The sequence below is a fragment of the Marinobacter sp. SS21 genome (assembly GCF_028369065.1).
In the GTDB taxonomy this organism is placed as follows: domain Bacteria; phylum Pseudomonadota; class Gammaproteobacteria; order Pseudomonadales; family Oleiphilaceae; genus Marinobacter.
This window is the reverse complement of the sequence record NZ_JAQNDA010000001.1, coordinates 1-17,847: the sequence shown is the minus strand read 5'-3', so window position 1 is coordinate 17,847 and position 17,847 is coordinate 1. Positions and strand designations below refer to the sequence as shown.

Annotated in this window: 14 protein-coding genes and 1 riboswitch; of the genes, 12 read left to right on the top strand and 2 right to left on the bottom strand. The window is 55.0% G+C overall.

Going from position 1 to position 17,847, the window contains the following annotated elements; genetic code table 11:
• Positions 1-83 precede the first annotated feature (83 nt).
• Positions 84-278: riboswitch (cobalamin riboswitch) on the top strand.
• Positions 279-445: 167 nt separating this feature from the next.
• The 12 genes from N6L25_RS00070 to N6L25_RS00015 all read left to right on the top strand — a co-directional run bounded on the left by N6L25_RS00070 (position 446) and on the right by N6L25_RS00015 (position 17,071).
• A complete protein-coding gene (locus N6L25_RS00070) occupies positions 446-3,202 on the top strand; it encodes a ribonucleoside-diphosphate reductase subunit alpha (protein ID WP_271976856.1) in 2,757 nt (918 codons plus the stop codon).
• Between the two features lie 270 nt (positions 3,203-3,472).
• Positions 3,473-4,534 (top strand): ribonucleotide-diphosphate reductase subunit beta, encoded by a 1,062-nt coding sequence (locus N6L25_RS00065; RefSeq protein ID WP_271976854.1) that lies wholly within the window; start codon positions 3,473-3,475, stop codon positions 4,532-4,534.
• 297 nt (positions 4,535-4,831) lie between these two features.
• The gene (locus N6L25_RS00060) at positions 4,832-5,299 is read left to right on the top strand and encodes a DUF4279 domain-containing protein (RefSeq protein WP_271976852.1); all 468 of its coding nucleotides are present in this window, start codon (positions 4,832-4,834) and stop codon (positions 5,297-5,299) included.
• A 2,120-nt stretch (positions 5,300-7,419) separates the two neighbouring features.
• Positions 7,420-7,800: a hypothetical protein gene (locus N6L25_RS00055; RefSeq protein WP_271976851.1), complete on the top strand. Its 381-nt coding sequence runs from the start codon at positions 7,420-7,422 to the stop codon at positions 7,798-7,800.
• A gap of 1,150 nt (positions 7,801-8,950) precedes the next feature.
• Positions 8,951-9,340 carry a hypothetical protein gene (locus N6L25_RS00050; protein WP_271976850.1) on the top strand — a complete coding sequence of 130 codons (390 nt, stop codon included), beginning with the start codon at positions 8,951-8,953 and terminating at the stop codon, positions 9,338-9,340.
• A gap of 1,693 nt (positions 9,341-11,033) precedes the next feature.
• A complete protein-coding gene (locus N6L25_RS00045) occupies positions 11,034-11,276 on the top strand; it encodes a hypothetical protein (RefSeq protein ID WP_271976847.1) in 243 nt (80 codons plus the stop codon).
• Positions 11,277-12,705: 1,429 nt separating this feature from the next.
• Positions 12,706-14,238, top strand: coding sequence for a transposase (locus N6L25_RS00040; protein WP_271977402.1), 1,533 nt, complete (start codon positions 12,706-12,708; stop codon positions 14,236-14,238).
• 210 nt (positions 14,239-14,448) lie between these two features.
• Positions 14,449-15,186, top strand: coding sequence for a hypothetical protein (locus N6L25_RS00035; protein ID WP_271976845.1), 738 nt, complete (start codon positions 14,449-14,451; stop codon positions 15,184-15,186).
• Positions 15,187-15,320: 134 nt separating this feature from the next.
• A complete protein-coding gene (locus tag N6L25_RS00030) occupies positions 15,321-15,965 on the top strand; it encodes a hypothetical protein (RefSeq protein ID WP_271976843.1) in 645 nt (214 codons plus the stop codon).
• 169 nt (positions 15,966-16,134) lie between these two features.
• Positions 16,135-16,377, top strand: coding sequence for a type II toxin-antitoxin system Phd/YefM family antitoxin (locus N6L25_RS00025; protein ID WP_066315220.1), 243 nt, complete (start codon positions 16,135-16,137; stop codon positions 16,375-16,377).
• Positions 16,374-16,637 carry a Txe/YoeB family addiction module toxin gene (locus N6L25_RS00020; RefSeq protein WP_271976840.1) on the top strand — a complete coding sequence of 88 codons (264 nt, stop codon included), beginning with the start codon at positions 16,374-16,376 and terminating at the stop codon, positions 16,635-16,637. Before N6L25_RS00025 ends, N6L25_RS00020 begins: the two co-directional genes overlap by 4 nt.
• 68 nt (positions 16,638-16,705) lie before the next feature.
• Positions 16,706-17,071: a VOC family protein gene (locus N6L25_RS00015; protein WP_271976837.1), complete on the top strand. Its 366-nt coding sequence runs from the start codon at positions 16,706-16,708 to the stop codon at positions 17,069-17,071.
• Between the two features lie 190 nt (positions 17,072-17,261).
• Here N6L25_RS00015 and N6L25_RS00010 read toward each other — a convergent pair whose 3' ends face one another.
• Both N6L25_RS00010 and N6L25_RS00005 read right to left on the bottom strand, forming a co-directional pair.
• Positions 17,262-17,534, bottom strand: a complete 273-nt coding sequence (locus tag N6L25_RS00010; RefSeq protein WP_271976836.1) for a Txe/YoeB family addiction module toxin — start codon at positions 17,532-17,534, stop codon at positions 17,262-17,264.
• 147 nt (positions 17,535-17,681) lie between these two features.
• The coding region (locus N6L25_RS00005) for an ATP-binding protein (protein WP_271977401.1) at positions 17,682-17,847 on the bottom strand (166 nt) is incomplete at its 5' end.

Here is a 17,847-nt window from a genome sequence, read left to right as displayed (position 1 = left end):
TGTATATAGTGCTCGAATCCTTGGTTCGATACCAGATGTAGTGATCAAGGGTTGGCCAAAGCGAACAAGGATTCGCCAATGCGGCCAACCTTGAGGCCTCTGGTAGCGGGAATCCGGTGAGACTCCGGAACTGACGCGCAGCGGTATTGGGGAACAAGCGAGGCACGGTGCCAGGCACCAGACACTGACCGAACCCGGTTGGGAAGTCGCCCCGCAAGGCGGTTCAATTGATGAACCTTGCCCCTGAGTCCGAAGACCTGCCAAGGCTTTATTACTGCACCTTCGCGTTACAGGTGAGCAGGACAGGATTCAGCACGGGGTTGAGTCTATGCGGTGACAGATTTGAACTCTGTCACCGCTGTACGTTCCCAAGGCGGCTGTTCCTATCTCGCACTCCTGCCTACGCGAAGGCCACGAACTATAACGCGTACTCAGGAGGCACCCCATGTCCACCGCCACGGCCGATCCCCAGCTCAACACCGATTCCCTGCAGGTCATTAAACGCAACGGTACCCTGGTCAGCTTCGACGCCGCCAAGATCAACGTTGCCGTCACCAAGGCCTTCCTTGCCGTCGAAGGGGCCGAGGCCGCCGGGTCCGCCCGCATCCACGACAGTGTGGCGCGGGTCAGCGACCAGGTGGTGCAGGCCATCAGCCGTCGCCTGAAAGCCGGTGGCAAGGTTCATATTGAAGACATTCAGGATCACGTCGAGCTGGCGCTGATGCGGGCGGAAGAGCAGAAGGTGGCGCGGGCTTATGTACTCTACCGGGACGCTCATGCCCAGGAGCGGGCCAGCCGGGAAGCCCCGGTGGAGGCTCACCCCAGCCTGACGGTGAAGCAGGCCAACGGCAAGGTGGCGCCACTGGATCTGGGCCTGATGAAATACCAGGTAGAGCAGGCCTGCGACGGACTGGACGGCGTCGACGCCGGCTCGGTGGTGGAAGAAGCCCTGCGGGGGCTGTACGACGGCATCCCCGAATCCGATGTGCTGGCGGCGCTGGTGATGACCGCCCGTGGCCGCATCGAGCAGGCCCCGGACTACAGCCAGGTCACCGCCCGCCTGCTGTTGGAGCAGCTGCGCATCGAGACCGCCGGCGCCCTCGAATTGCCCTTGCAGGAGGCCCTGGCCAGCGTCTATCCCCAGGCCCTGACAACCTTCATCCATGCCGGTATCCGTTACGAGCTGCTGGACGAGGCGCTGGCGGGCTTTGACCTGGAACGCCTGGGCGCCGCCCTGCAGCCGGAACGGGACCACCAGTTCGGCTTCCTCGGCCTGCAGACCCTGTACGACCGCTACTTCCTGCACTGGAACGGTGATCGCCTGGAGCTGCCCCAGGTGTTCTTCATGCGGGTGGCCATGGGCCTGGCGCTGCGGGAAGACGACCCCAACGGCCGCGCCATCGAGTTCTACAACCTGCTGTCGTCCTTCGACTACATGGCCTCCACTCCGACCCTGTTCAACAGCGGCACCCGCCACAGCCAGCTGTCGTCCTGCTACCTCACCACCGTGGGGGATGATCTGGAAGACATCTACGGCGCCATCAAGGACAACGCCCTGCTGTCGAAATGGGCCGGTGGCCTGGGCAACGACTGGACCCCGGTGCGAGCCCTGGGCTCCCACATCAAGGGCACCAACGGCCAGAGCCAGGGCGTGGTGCCGTTCCTCAAGGTGGTCAACGACACCGCCGTGGCGGTGAACCAGGGCGGCAAGCGCAAAGGCGCGGTCTGTGCCTACCTGGAGAGCTGGCACCTGGACATCGAGGAATTCCTGGAGCTGCGCAAGAACACCGGCGACGAGCGCCGCCGCACCCACGACATGAACACCGCCAACTGGGTACCGGACCTGCTGATCGAACGCATGCGCCGGGACCAGGACTGGACCCTGTTCTCCCCCAGCGACACCCCCGACCTGCACGACCTCTACGGCAACGCCTTCCGCAGCCGTTATGAGGAGTACGAGGCCAAGGCCGCGCGCGGCGAGCTGCCGCTGCACAAGAAGATTCCCGCCAAGCAGCTGTGGCGCAAGATGCTGACGGTGCTGTTCGAGACCGGCCATCCCTGGATCACCTTCAAGGACCCCTGCAACCTGCGTTCGCCCCAGCAGCACCAGGGCGTGGTGCATTCCTCCAACCTGTGTACCGAGATCACCCTCAACACCAGTGCCGAGGAAATCGCGGTGTGCAACCTGGGCTCGGTTAACCTGGCCGCCCACATCAAGGACGGCGAGCTGGATGTACAGCGGCTTGAGCGCACCATCACCACCGCGGTGCGGATGCTGGACAACGTCATCGACATCAACTTCTACGCCGTGCCCCAGGCCCGCGAGTCCAACCTGCGTCACCGCCCGGTGGGCATGGGCCTGATGGGCTTCCAGGACGCCCTGTACCAGCTCAAACTGGCCTATTCCAGCGTCGAGGCGGTGGAATTCGCCGATCTGGCGATGGAGCAGATCAGCTACTTCGCCATCCGCGCCTCCGCCCTGCTGGCGGCCGAGCGCGGCGCCTACCCAACCTACCAGGGCTCGCTGTGGGAGCAGGGCATCCTGCCCATCGACTCCATCAAGCTGCTGGCGGAAGCCCGCCAGGACGGCGACCTGTCCCTCAACACCGAGGCCAGACTGGACTGGGCGCCGGTGCGGGAGCTGGTGGCCAGGCACGGCATGCGTAACTCCAACGTCATGGCGATTGCGCCCACGGCGACCATCTCCAACATCGTCGGCGTGTCTCAGTCCATTGAGCCGGCGTACCAGAACCTGTTCGTCAAATCGAACCTGTCCGGCGAGTTCACCGTGGTCAACCCGGCTTTGGTGGCCGACCTCAAGGCCGAAGGCCTGTGGGACAACGTCATGGTCAACGACCTCAAGTACTTCGACGGCTCGGTGCAGCAGATCGAACGCATCCCGGCCGAAATCAAGGCCCGCTACGCCACCGCCTTCGAGATGGACGCCCGCTGGCTGGTGGAAGCCGCCGCCCGCCGCCAGAAATGGCTGGACCAGGCCCAGAGCCTCAACCTGTACATGGCCGAGCCCTCCGGCAAGAAGCTGGATGCCTTGTACCAGCTGGCCTGGGAACGCGGCCTGAAAACCACCTACTACCTGCGCTCCCTGGGCGCCACCGGCGCCGAGAAATCCGCCCCGGTGCAGGCCGCACCGGCGCCGCAGGTATGCTCCATCGACAACCCGGACTGTGAGGCTTGTCAGTAAGGCAAGGCCCGATAGGGGACAGAATTCAATTCTGCCCCCTTGCGTAGCCTACGTAGGATGCGGTGAGGCTTGCCGAACCGCATCAACACGCACTGATTATTGGCCACGAAATCCACGAAAGCGCACGAAAGAAACGGGGACGGAATTCAATTCTGTCCCCCTTACCGCAGATTTAGGGGACAGGTTGAAACCTGTCCCCAACTCAACGCCGCCGAATTCACCTGGGGACAGATTTCAAATCTGTCCCCACACCGAGCCGAGGACAGAACCATGCTCGATTGGGACGACGACTCCACCCCCAAGCAACCGCAAGCCGGCAACCCCGATGGCCCGCGCCCGGTCAATGTTGACGACAAGCGCGTCATCAACGGCGAAACCGACATCAACCAGCTGGCACCGTTCAAGTACCCCTGGGCCTGGGAGTACTTCATGAACGCCAACAAGAACCACTGGACCCCCCTGGACATCAACATGGCCCAGGACGTCCACGACTACCACCACCGGCTGACGGCACCGGAGAAACACGTCTACGAGAACGTGCTGGCCTACCTCACCACCTCCGACATCCTCGCCATGCGCAACATCGGCCTGGCGGTGATGGAGAAAATGAGCGCCCCGGAACTGCAGATCTACCAGGCCCGCCAGGTCTATGAGGAGGCGCTGCACACCTGGACCTACCAGCACTGCATCGAGACCCTCAACCTCGACCAGAGCGAGATCTACAACCGCTACCGCGTGGTGCCCCAGATCAACCAGAAGATCCAGGTGGCCAACCGCCGCCTCGACGCCGCCATGCGCTCCGACATGAACCTGCGTAACCCGGACGACCTGCAGGAATTCATCATGTCCTACCTGTTCTTCGCCGCGGTGTTCGAAGGTTGCTGGTTCTACAACGGCTTCAGCCCGATCTTCGCCTTGCAGCGCCGTGGCCTGATGCGTGGCACCGGCGAGCAGTTGCAGTACATCCTGCGCGATGAGGCCATGCACTTCTCCTTCGGCCTCAAGGTGGTGAATCAGATTCTGGAAGAGGAAAACATCACCCTCGACCCGACCGCCGTGCGGGAGATGTGGGACGAGTCCGAAGCCGCCGAAAAGGCCTACGCCGACTACATCCTGCGCGATCCGATCCTCGGCTATTCCGCCGAATACCACAGCGAGCAGTTCCGCTTCGTCGCCAACCGCCGCGCCCGCACCGTGGGCCTGGAAGAACCGTTCCCCGGCGCCAAGAACGTCTCGCCCTGGCTGGACGAGCAGGCCACCATGCGCAAGGAAAAGAACTTCTTCGAGACCCGGGTGATCGAATACCAGACCGGGGCGTCGCTGGAGTGGTGAGTGCGGAGTTATACGAACGCATTCGCAAAACTCCCGAACCCCGGCGGGCAAACTCCGTAACTCTCTGATAGATTTGAGGGTAGTGGAATTCACTAGCGGAGTTATACGCCCTTCTTGACCCAGGATGGTCTTGGGGGCGAGGGCGTATAACTCCGAACGAGCCTTGCTCGGTTTTTTCTATCTTTTTGTTTTTAAGGGATTTATAAGAATCCGGTCGAGGGTTACAAATGGAGTTATACGAATGCTGGATATACGAACGCGTTCGTATAATTAGCTGTTAGGCCCATAGGAGATCCAATGCAATCGCACGAAATTGACGATCATTACGCGACTTGCACAGGCACTTACGCCACTCTGCGGATCACGTCCGAAAGAGTGGACCCTGATGCTATCTCCGCTCTAATAGGTTGTGAGCCAACTCGTAGTTTCGAAAAAGGTGAGCAGAGAACGAAACGCACCGATGTGAACTATAGATACTATCCGCGGCACGGATGGTTTTATTCGACTAAAGAGCTTAGCGAATCCAGGGATTGCCGACGTCACCTTGAAATTCTGCTTGCTGGGCCGCTCAGGGACGCTGGGATTTTGGAAGGTCTTCGAGATCGTGGTTGTGATATGTCTGTGGCGATTATGTATGGTTACACTCAAGGTGGTCCTACTATCTCGCCAGATCAGATGCGCGGATTGGCCGATGCGGGTGTAGAGGTGTGGTGGGATTTGTATCACGAACCGGAGATTCAAGGCGATGAATCGAGTTGCTGCTAAATGGCCTAACCAATGCAGGCACGGCGACGCCCATTACATTGCGCCTTCGGCTCCATTTCATGGGCGCGCATGCTGCTGGCGTTAACGGCCCAAGCCCCAAGGGAAGTACGTCGGTAGAGCAGGGAGTGGCTTTCGCAAGTGTTCCACAGTTCAGCCGTTCTCCCCGCAAAAGACGGTGAAGCCCTTAGCGCTCGTGTTTTGGCTCCTCCCGCCATGGGCTTAGCTTCGTGCAAGCTACATCGGAGCGGGCATTCGGGTTTGGGTGCCGGAATTCACGACCGGGTAACCGGCCATTAACAAGGCGCATCAGTACGCAGCCGATGGCTGCCGGACGCCACTGACGTGGCGCCGCTGTGCTCAGCGTTAAATGCCTGGCTCCGTCGCTTTTGGGCTTGGTGCTCGGGCTCGGTTTTGCAGTTGGTTTCGGGCAAAACACAGCCTCCAATCAGTCATCGGTTTTGGCTGGTAACTCGGGGTTCAGGTTGTGGGGCAATCCGGCGCAACCATAAGATGTTTTCGCGCATTCGGTGTTCTGGTTCCTGGCGCCATGGGTCAGCTTGGTGCAACGTATCGGGAGTAGGCATTCAGGGTTGGGTGCCACAATAAAGTGCCGGGTAACCGGCATCTAACAAATCGCATCAGTACGCGGCCGGTGGCCGCCGGACGCCCTTTACGTGGCTCCTTCGGCGCCACTCCAAGGTCGCCGCTGTGCTCCGCGTTAATGGCCAAGGCCTCGGAAGGATTCATTCAGTAAAGCAGGGAGTTGCTTCCAAGTGTGTACCACCGTTCAAGTCGTCTCCCCGCAAGACACTGAAAAATCATTAGGTTTCGTGTTCTGGTTCCTTTCGCCATGGGCTAGGCTGGGTGCAAGCTGCATTGCAAAGGGCATTCGGCTTTGGGTGCCAGGGATAAACCGCCGGGTAACCGGCCATTAACAAGGCGCATCAGTACGCGGCCGATGTCCGCCGGACGCCACTGTCGTGGCGCCGCTGTGCTCAGCGTTATGGCGCAAAAGCTTTTGAACTTTTGGGTAGCAAGTTCGGCGTGTAATTCGAGTTTCTAGTCCGGCGAAAACGTGGTTCAATTTGGCATATTCGCATTGTGTGGTATGCCGCTCAGGGGGTAACACCGGGCATCAAGTTCAGCGCCTAGTTCTTCGTGGCGCTGTTCAAACAAAGAGGGAATTTTGTCATGCATCGCGCTGTTCTCAGTGCCACTCAGTCGGTCAGGCGGCAATTCACGGCTCTGTGCGCTAAACCATCGCACTTGGCAAGTGTGGCCTCCGCTGTGGCTGCGGCAGCGCGGCGTTGTTCATCATCAACCATTGCGGCCATAACAAGGGCAAGCAGTTCGCTCCCTGCGGTCGCTGGGACGCAGTCGCTAACGCGCCTGCGCCCCTGTTGCTAGCGTTAACTGGTAGCGGTATGAAGTCGCGAGTATTCAAATTTTGGATCGTGTTACTGCTTTTTCCGCTAATGTGCAGGGCATTGGCCTACGCTGTTCCTTGGGGGCTCATCCCTCTAGGCGTTGAGATACTCTATTTTGCCCCTGTTTCCTGGGTAGGTGAGCCATTTTTTATCTATAGCAGGGACATTGGTGCATACATCTCCCAATGGGAGGGATTTGTACTTGGATTAGCCCTGTACTCACTGGTTTATTGGTTAATCTGTTGGTTTTTATGTACGTTTCATAAAACCAGTTAACAAGTGCATCAAATACGTTCCGGGCCGATGGCCCTCCACCGGACGGCTTTTTCTTCGCTTCGCTACGTAAAAGCCGCCGTTTATGCAGGCGTTAATGGCCAAGGCTTCGGAAGGATTTAAGCAGTAGAGCAGGGAGTTGCTCGCGAATTATCACTTCGGTCCAATTCTTTTCCCCGCAAAACACTGCAAAATCTGAGAGCTCCGTGTTCTGGTTCCTCGCGCCATGGGCTAAGTTGGTTGCAAGCTGCATCGCAAAGGGCATTCAAGTTTGGGTGCCAGGGATGAAGCGCCGGGTGACCGGCCACTAACAAGTGCGTCAAATTCGTTCCGGCCCGATGGGCCTCCACCGGACGGCTTTTTCTCCGCTTCGCTGCGCAAAAGCCGCCGTTTACGCAGGCGTTATGTGTAGCTGAAGTCATGAGACAGATTAAGATAAAAATTTTACCCGCTATGGGTAGTGCCGACGGCAGGTGGGAAATCGTTAATTTTGACGATTTTCTCCTGCGTTATTCGCCAAGTCTGGCGTTGCTCGTCTCATGCACGAAACAGTTTCCCCCTTTCCATATTTTGAAGGAGGAGCTGCTTTCTGGTGGCGCTGATCAAGGAATGGGAGGTGGTTGTTACTGGAAACCTTTCGAAATTACTGAAGAAGAATACGAGGATATTCGGGAAGAGATGCTCACATCTCCATCCTACGACCTTGAGTACGATTCTGGTCTTGAGGATCGCAAAACCACAAAGAAATGGTGTGGTGCCGTAATTTCTCATCACAATCCACGAAACCGGGGTGCTACATAACCAGTCATTCCAGTTCGTTCCGGCCCTGAAGGGCCTCCACCGGACGGCCTTTTCTCCGCTTCGCTACGCAAAGGCCGCCGCTGAATTTTGGCGTTAATGGCCAAGGCTTCGGAAGGATTTAAGCAGTAGAGCAGGGAGTTGCTCGCGAATTATCACTTCGGTCCAATTCTTTTCCCCGCAAAACACTGCAAAATCTGAGAGCTCCGTGTTCTGGTTCCTCGCGCCATGGGCTAAGTTGGTTGCAAGCTGCATCGCAAAGGGCATTCAAGTTTGGGTGCCAGGGATGAAGCGCCGGGTGACCGGCCACTAACAAGTGCGTCAAATTCGTTCCGGCCCGATGGGCCTCCACCGGACGGCTTTTTCTCCGCTTCGCTGCGCAAAAGCCGCCGTTTACGCAGGCGTTATGGGCGCGCTCATGTTTAGTGGGTAGGGCGCGGAAATATCGGAGTCAGTAGCGGCAAGGGAATGTGCCAACCTTCATCATCTGCACATTTATTAGCCTTTTCATCAGCGTGGCTCCACCAAGTAGTTTTGCGGTAAATTCAGGCATCGTGCTTTCGCTCGGTGCCACAATGGCGTGCGGTTGGTCCGTGCCTCGGGTATATCCGCGCAGAATTGAACTCATGGTGGTGCGGCTGGTGGCTTCGTAGCAAGTCTCTGCTGGCGCCGCCATAACAAGGCCAGTCAGCAGGACCGCCGGGACGGGGCTTCGCCCCTAAAAGCCCCGGCGGCCTCTGCTGGCAGCGTTATACGTAAACATGAATCACTCTCGGAAGCCTAGAAAGCCTATTGGTATCATGAGCCGGAAGGAGCTAAAGAGCGCACTGACGCGGGCTATAGTGCTGGAGTACCAAAACGCGAAAGTCTCAGGGCGCATGAGTTGGGGATGGGATAGGCCGCCATCGATGTATGTAGCTCGTCAAAATCGGATCAGGCTAGCCATCCGCTATTCGCGACTATACGGGGCGGTGAATAAAAAACTGTTTGAAAGAAGGTTGCCCGCAGGTCGAGCTTGGCCCGGGACAAAAGGGTTGCTGTGAGACCGTATAACCAGTGCAGGCACGGCGACGCCCACTACATTGCGCCTTAGGCTCCATTCCATGGGCGCGCATGCTGCAAGCGTTATGCAGAGTGCACATGAGGAGAGGCTGTGCTAAGTGATAAGGACATCAAGGCCGTAGTCGGCCCAACACCAAGAATGTACATGTTCTTAAAATGTACGGTTGCTTTTCTGATTTTATTCTTCGGTTTCGGTGCTGTATACAACTTATATTTGGCCTTTCACTATGCAAGCTTGTTCGGGCTGGACGTTTTTGGTGCCATTGAGCTGTGGAATCAAGAGACCGTATTACGCAAGACATATGCCGGTTATGAATTGGCATCGCTTCATCGTCTAAATATGTCGATTCTATCGTTCGGAATGGTAATTCTTCTTTCTTTACAGCTGGGATGGTTCATCACTACAAGGAAACGGAACTCACGAATCTTATCTGCGTTAGTGCAAGCCGGAGCGGTCAGTGGAGAACGGGTAAATGCATAACCAAACGCACCAGTTCGCAACCTGCGGTTGCCGGACGCTCGCCAGCTCGCGCCGCTGTGCTCTGCGTTAATGGCCAAGACCTCGGAAGGATTCATTCAGTAAAGCAGGGAGTTGCTTCCAAGTGTGTACCACCGTTCAAGTCGTCTCCCCGCAAAACACTGCAAAATCATTAGGTTTCGTGTTCTGGTTCCTTTCGCCATGGGCTAGGCTGGGTGCAAGCTGCATTGCAGAGGGCATTCGGCTTTGGGTGCCAGGGATAAACCGCCGGGTAACCGGCCATTAACAAGGCGCATCAGTACGCGGCCGATGGCCGCCGGACGCCACTGTCGTGGCGCCGCTGTGCTCAGCGTTAACGGCCCAAGCCCCAAGGGAAGTACGTCGGTAGAGCAGGGAGTGGCTTTCGCAAGTGTTCCACAGTTCAGCCGTTCTCCCCGCAAAAGACGGTGAAGCCCTTACCGCTCGTGTTTTGGCTCCTCCCGCCATGGGCTTAGCTTCGTGCAAGCTACATCGGAGCGGGCATTCGGGTTTGGGTGCCGGAATTCACGACCGGGTAACCGGCCATTAACAAGGCGCATCAGTACGCAGCCGATGGCTGCCGGACGCCACTGACGTGGCGCCGCTGTGCTCAGCGTTAATGGCCAAGGCTTCGGAAGGATTTAAGCAGTAGAGCAGGGAGTTGCTCGCGAATTATCACTTCGGTCCAATTCTTCTCCCCGCAAAACACTGCAAAATCTGAGAGCTCCGTGTTCTGGTTCCTCGCGCCATGGGCTAAGTTGGTTGCAAGCTGCATCGCAAAGGGCATTCAAGTTTGGGTGCCAGGGATGAAGCGCCGGGTGACCGGCCACTAACAAGTGCGTCAAATTCGTTCCGGCCCGATGGGCCTCCACCGGACGGCTTTTTCTCCGCTTCGCTGCGCAAAAGCCGCCGTTTACGCAGGCGTTATGCGGCAAAGGCTTAATGAGCCATCGCTGCCTAAAAAGTAGCGGCACACTGGCAAAGCAATATCAGAATTGCAGTGAAAACAACAATCAAATAATGTCAGGTTTCACTTGGTTCATATCGGCATCGGCGGTGTACACGGTTGCAGTCCACGGCTGGGCAGCTCTGAAAGTCCCTGCCACATCGTTCGGTGCCAAACCTCAGCCGCGTCACGCCGCTGAGGCGGAAAATGGGTTGTGCCAATCCCCTTGCGGTAGTATTGGCATAGCAAACAATCAAAGTGGCGTTGCTGCAGCATTCCCGCATAACAAGCGGCGGCAGTCGTGGCCTGCGGCCACTGGGACGGCGTGCTGCGCACACCGCCCCTGCGCCGGGCGTTAGGAAATTACATGAGAACGGAATCAGTCATGGCCGTCTTACTGGGAATTGGAATGGCCCTGGCAGTTGTCGTTGCGACCTATCAGGTATATGAATTTTCGATGAATGTCTTTGCGGTGTACTCGTTCGAGCCACTGTCAGACAGTCCGGAAACAGTAGTCAGGTACCCCAACCTTCGATGGGATCCACTTGTTTGGGCTTGCCTAGCTACAGCTGTCGCATTGTTTCTCTACCGGCTATGTCGTGGGGAGATCGCTAAAACCGGTCAACGGGGCGAGCATCGTGATTCCTAACCAGGTGGTCAACGGGACGCCAACTACGCTGCGCTCCGTCGGCGCCCATTACCACTGGCGTTATAAATCAGGGAGAGTTACACATGGAAGAGTCGTTAAAAGCTGAACTTGAGAAGCATGGCGGAGATGACGTGACCGTTTCTTACGCTGACATCGCGAAAATATTTCCCAGTGACATCCCGCATCCTGATTCATTTGAGTACAAAGTCATAGATGAAGAGCGGTTATTATCTTGGGCAATGGCTCACTCTTGGAAAGTTGAGAAAGTGCCGAATCAAGCTGCATTAAAGAACAGCCCTCCGATCAGGTTTACCCGGATCAAATGATTTATAACAAGCCGCATCAGTACGCGGCCGATGGCCGCCGGACGCCACTGTCGTGGCGCCGCTGTGCTCAGCGTTAATGGCCAAGGCCTCGGAAGGATTCATTCAGTAAAGCAGGGAGTTGCTTCCAAGTGTGTACCACCGTTCAAGTCGTCTCCCCGCAAAACACTGCAAAATCATTAGGTTTCGTGTTCTGGTTCCTTTCGCCATGGGCTAGGCTGGGTGCAAGCTGCATTGCAGAGGGCATTCGGCTTTGGGTGCCAGGGATAAACCGCCGGGTAACCGGCCATTAACAAGGCGCATCAGTACGCGGCCGATGGCCGCCGGACGCCACTGTCGTGGCGCCGCTGTGCTCAGCGTTAACTGGTAGCGGTATGAAGTCGCGAGTATTCAAATTTTGGATCGTGTTACTGCTTTTTCCGCTAATGTGCAGGGCATTGGCCTACGTTGTTCCTTGGGGGCTCATCCCTCTAGGCGTTGAGATACTCTATTTTGCCCCTGTTTCCTGGGTAGGTGAGCCATTTTTTATCTATAGCAGGGACATTGGTGCATACATCTCCCAATGGGAGGGATTTGTACTTGGATTAGCCCTGTACTCACTGGTTTATTGGTTAATCTGTTGGTTTTTATGTACGTTTCATAAAACCAGTTAACAAGTGCATCAAATACGTTCCGGGCCGATGGCCCTCCACCGGACGGCTTTTTCTTCGCTTCGCTACGTAAAAGCCGCCGTTTATGCAGGCGTTAACGGCCCAAGCCCCAAGGGAAGTATGTCGGTAGAGCAGGGAGTGGCTTTCGCAAGTGTTCCACAGTTCAGCCGTTCTCCCCGCAAAAGACGGTGAAGCCCTTACCGCTCGTGTTTTGGCTCCTCCCGCCATGGGCTTAGTTTCGTGCAAGCTACATCGGAGCGGGCATTCGGGTTTGGGTGCCGGAATTCACGACCGGGTAACCGGCCATTAACAAGGCGCATCAGTACGCAGCCGATGGCTGCCGGACGCCACTGACGTGGCGCCGCTGTGCTCAGCGTTAATGGCCAAGACCTCGGAAGGATTCATTCAGTAAAGCAGGGAGTTGCTTCCAAGTGTGTACCACCGTTCAAGTCGTCTCCCCGCAAAACACTGCAAAATCATTAGGTTTCGTGTTCTGGTTCCTTTCGCCATGGGCTAGGCTGGGTGCAAGCTGCATTGCAGAGGGCATTCGGCTTTGGGTGCCAGGGATAAACCGCCGGGTAACCGGCCATTAACAAGGCGCATCAGTACGCGGCCGATGGCCGCCGGACGCCACTGTCGTGGCGCCGCTGTGCTCAGCGTTGAGGCTGTAGAAAAACCCCGAAACCCTCCCGATTTTGATAGCATCAGGCAAACGGACAAGGAGTCGTCACGTGGCCAAGCGCAAACCCCGTTTCAAACCCTACAACCCTGACCAGAACGCCATGGTGGTGATCAACTACCAGGACCAGCTCCAGCCCGGCACCTTTGAGCATGCGGTGCATTACCTGATCGAGCACAAGCTGGACCTGTCGGTGTTTCATCCCAAGTACCGCAACGAAGACACCGGCCGGTTGGCCTACGATCCGGCCATCCTGCTGAAGATCATCCTGTTCGCCTATTCCCGGGGTATCACCTCCAGCCGCGAGATGCAGTGGTGCTGCGAGACCAACATCCAGTTCAAGGCACTGTCCTGCGATACCGTGTCGCATTTCACCACCCTGGCCAAGTTCGTCAGCGGCCATGCCGAGGCCATCGAAGCGCTGTTTGAACAGGTGCTGCTGGTGTGCCACGAGCAGGGCCTGCTGGGCAACGAACTGTTCGCCATCGACGGCTGCAAGATGTCCTCCAACGCCAGCAAGGAATGGTCGGGCAGCTTTAAGGAGCTGGAGGAAAAACGGATCAAACTGCGGCGCTTGATCCGTCACCACCTCAAGGCCCACTACGAACGGGACGAGGCGGAAACCGAGGCCGAACTGGATCGGGACATCCGCCGGGCCCAGACCATCCTCTCGCTGGATGAAGCCCTCCAGAAAGTGGACCGCTTCCTAAAGACGAACCGCCCAAGGATGGGCCGGGGGAAGCGGAGCAAGGAAGTGAAGAGCAACATCACCGATAACGACAGCGCCAAGATGACCACCAGCAAGGGCACGATCCAGGGCTACAACGGCGTGGCCACCGTGGACAAGAAACACCAGGTCATCATCGACGCCCAGGCCTTCGGCGAAGGTCAGGAACACCACACCCTGCAACCGGTGCTGGAGAGCGTCGAAACCCGCTTCAAGAAACTGGGCATCGCTGACAGCATCTACCAACAAGACACCATCATCACCGCCGACACCGGCTTCGCCAACGAAGCCAACATGAAGTACCTGCACAACCGGAAAATCAACGGCTACATCCCGGACAACAAATTCCGCAGCCGCGATCCGAAGTTCGCGCAGCAGAAAACCAAGTACGGCAAGCGCCACCAGGACAGTCCGGCCACGGACTGGAAAGCGGTCATTCCGGCCAGCGAGTTCCAGTTCGATCCGGTCAAGCTCACCTGTGTCTGCCCATCCGGCCAATCACTCAGTTACCGGGGCCAGCGGGAAGCGGATACTGGCAAACTCCGGGTGCACTTCGAGGGTCGCTTACTGCAATGCCGGCACTGTCCGAAGAAACACCGGTGTATGCAACATCCCGCGTCAGCAGACCACCGTAACGGTTCCGGCAGACAAGTCTCCTTCACCATCGAGAACAAGCGAGCCCCCGACTATACCGACTGGATGAAGCGCCGGGTGGACAGCCCCAAGGGCAAGGAGATCTACAGCCACCGGATGTCGGTGGTGGAACCTGTGTTCGGCAACATCGGCACCAACAAGGGCCTGAACCGCTTCAGCCTGCGGGGCCGAAAAAAGGTCCAGAGCCAGTGGCAACTCTACTGCCTGGTGCATAACATAGAGAAATTAACGAATTACGGGCAGTTAGTGGCATAAACGAAGGGCATGGCAGCCCCGCCTGTGCCCGAGTCAGAGTGGGTATACCGCTGCCAGAATAGAAACAGGGCCGTATTCGACACCTTGGGTGGCGGAATCGGAAAATCAGCCAGTTGATGGCTGGGAAACAGAATTGGAAATCAGGCGGTGGGAAACGGCTTCGGAAAGCGTTTTTCTACAGCCTCGTTATGCAATATGGAGAATAGATAAATGGATTTATTAATTCTAATTTTTAAGGTTATTGTGGCTTTCATATTAGCTCAATTTATTATTGGGCCAATATTGGTTTATATGTCGCAGAAAATGCCTGAAGCCTTTCGATTTAAACTTCTGGACCAAGATGACTTTCTCTCTGAAAGAACGGAAACTTTCAAAAGTTTACATGAAACTATAATCAACCAAGGTTTTGAATACATTGGATCTTCTGAAATAAATCAAAGCCATTCAAATATGTACTTCAGTATCTACAATAATTATGAGCTGGAGATTGCCTGCACATTATCCACGGCGCATAGTGCAGCTCAAGAATCAACTCAGATTGAATTTACTCAAATGTATAGTGACGGCACTGTTGTTAATATTAACAATAATCCCATCATTAATGTTTACCCTAAAAGCTTTCAAAAACTATGCTTCAGGTTTCCTGATGTTAATGACTTTGGCCAACTTCTAGATATTGCAATGAAATTAATTTCGGCTCATAAAACAGAAGCCAAGAAGGTTACCTTTGATAGAGGCCATGAGTTTCCAACAATCGAGGACCACCTAACGGATGAGTTAAAACTACTTATATCAAAGGGGTGGGTCTCATCAAAAGTTAACAATGAGTTTAGAAAGTTAACAATAAAGGGGGCAATATTAATGACATGGCAACTTTGTTGGCCCGTTAAACTATGGTTTATCAGTAGAGATCTATCGCAGTCTAAAAGAGCATTAGATAATGCATAACAAGCGGCTGCAATCTGACCTTGGACTTCCCCCAGTTCAGTGGACACGCATCGATAACTCCTGGACTTCCACCGCTTCGCGGCTCCAAAATCGCCGCAAAGTTCTGCGTTAAGCACAATTGCATCGGAGTTGGTATGGTGAAACAAAACCGGGTGGCTAGAAACAGGGCCGACCTTGAGCAAGAATTAACCGATCAGATCGCCTTGCTCAAAAATTCTTGTCAGTCGTACGATTCCGGGCTGGAAGCAATAGGAAAACATATCGCTTTAATTCTGAGAGTTCTTTTCCATCACCACGGACAATCTCGATCTCTCCTCGAGCAACTCGGCCTGCGAAATAAAAGGTTCTTTGACTCTGCTGGCTTGCTTAATCCCAAGAACCTTCTTTCTGAAATGCCTTTGATTGTTACCCGTGCCAGTAGTGAAGAGGCCAGATATTTAGCCGCTTGTCAGGCTGGTGGATCTCCAATTCAGCCCAAAAAAATCAAATTTGTCGATTGGTGGAACCAGCCGGTCTTAAAGGACCAGGCGGGACGAAAATTTTGTAGACGTGAGCTTGTCCAGCACGTAGCAAATACAGATGGAGGCGCTCATGTCGACCCTAGTCTGGAAGAAGCATACATGGATTTATCAAGGAACAACTCGTTAGGCTGGTTTTTTTCTAAAGGCGATGTTGAAGAAAAGTTCAAAGGGAAACCCGAACTGGCCTGCATAAGACAAATAGCGCATGAGACCTTGCTGTCTTTGGCGGAAATAGCCCCAGAGCACGTCAATGCTTAACCAGTGCTTCAAATTCGTTCCGGCCCTAAGGGCCTCCACCGGACGGCTTTTTCTTCGCTTCGCTGCGTAAAAGCCGCCGTTTATGCAGGCGTTATACAGAACGTTCGTCTTGACGTACGTACCTATAAGCGTACACTTTGTTTAAAGTTAAACACGCAAGAGGTGCGTCATGACCGGAATCACAGCGACTGAGGCGCGCAGCAACCTTTATCGGTTGATCGACGAGACTGCCGAGTCCCACCAACCGATCGTCATCATGGGTAAGCGGAACAAAGCTGTTCTGGTTTCCGAGGAAGACTGGTCTGCAATTCAGGAGACACTTTACCTGCTCTCCGTACCAGGTATGCGGGAGTCTATTCGTGAGGGGATGGATACCCCCGTGAATGAATGCGATGAGGAGCTGGACTGGTGACATGGAAGTTGGTTTACACCCAGCAAGCCCAGAAAGATGCAAAGAAGTTGGACTCCTGCGGCCTTAAACCAAAAGCCCAGGAACTGTTAGCGCTGCTAGCGGAAGATCCGTACCGCAAGCCGCCTCCGTTTGAAAAGCTCATTGGTGATCTTGCGGGGGCCTATTCACGCCGCATCAATATTCAGCATCGTCTGGTCTACCAAGTGTTAGTGGACGAGCAAGTGGTGAAAGTCCTCAGGCTTTGGAGCCACTACGAATAATGCATAACCAGCCGCTGTTGCCGGACAATTTTTCCACCGCTTCGCGTTAGGCTCCAAGGAGATAGAGTGTGTGCAATTTGAATACCGTAGAACTGAAGGCCTTTATTCCTTCGAAGGACTTTAATATCTCAAAACAGTTTTATTCCGATTTAGGTTTCATAAAAGCTTCAGATTCAGATGGTGTTGCGTATTTCCATATTGGGAACTGTAGCTTCTTACTTCAAGATTTTTACGATCAGTCATTAGCCGAAAATCTTATGATGCATCTTCTCGTCGAAGATATTGAGTCATGGCATAAACAAATCTTAAACTCAGGTGTGGCTGATAAATATGGTGTTACAGTTTCTGAAATAACTAAACAGCCATGGGGTATGCTAGATTTTGTAGTCCATGATCCAAGCGGCGTACTGTGGCGGTTTGGTCAAAATGCATAGCCTAACAAGTGACTGTTTGATTTGTAATCCGATCTAAAACTTCCATGAGTGCGAATCCAAAAAGATTGAGGCCCTTCCATGTATTTTGGTTTTCAGATGCTTGATTGTCTTTAGCCAAACCAATACCCCACGGCCAACAGCCTTAGCTTCTCCAGGATTACTAGCAGAAAGAACTTTCTCACACGCTTTGTTAGGGCTGGTCGTAGTGCCCACCAATGGCGAAGATATAAATGGAGTTATCATCAAACCGATATATCAACCGATCTTTCTGCGAAGTACGCTTTGACCAGAGACCAGATAGGTTGTGTTTCAGCGACTCAGGTTTCCCCCAGCCAGATGAGGGATCGTCGGATCGGGGCATTTCTTTGAGTAGTTTGCATAAGGCTTTGTGCAGTCGCTTGTCTATTTCGCGCATAGCCTCATACGCTTCCCACGTATTACCCTCAAATACCAGTGATCTCATTCAGTTGCTCGTCGGTCGGTTTGTAGCCTTGGCTGCGGGTATGAGTATTGCGTATTCCGGCGAACGTGAACGCCCATTCTGGTTGAACGTGAACACCTCGTTTCTTAACGCATCACCCACCGGAGTTTGTACTCCGGGTGTTCACGTTCAGTCAATTTCCTGAAGTCGTTTTCTCATCGATTCTCCTTTCAGAGCCCAGCGATGGGCGTTGTGCATGAGCCGATCCAGGATGGCATCCGCCAGGGTGTTATCGCCGATGGCGGCGTACCATTGATCGGTGGGTAGTTGGCTGATGATCATGGTCGAGTGGGTG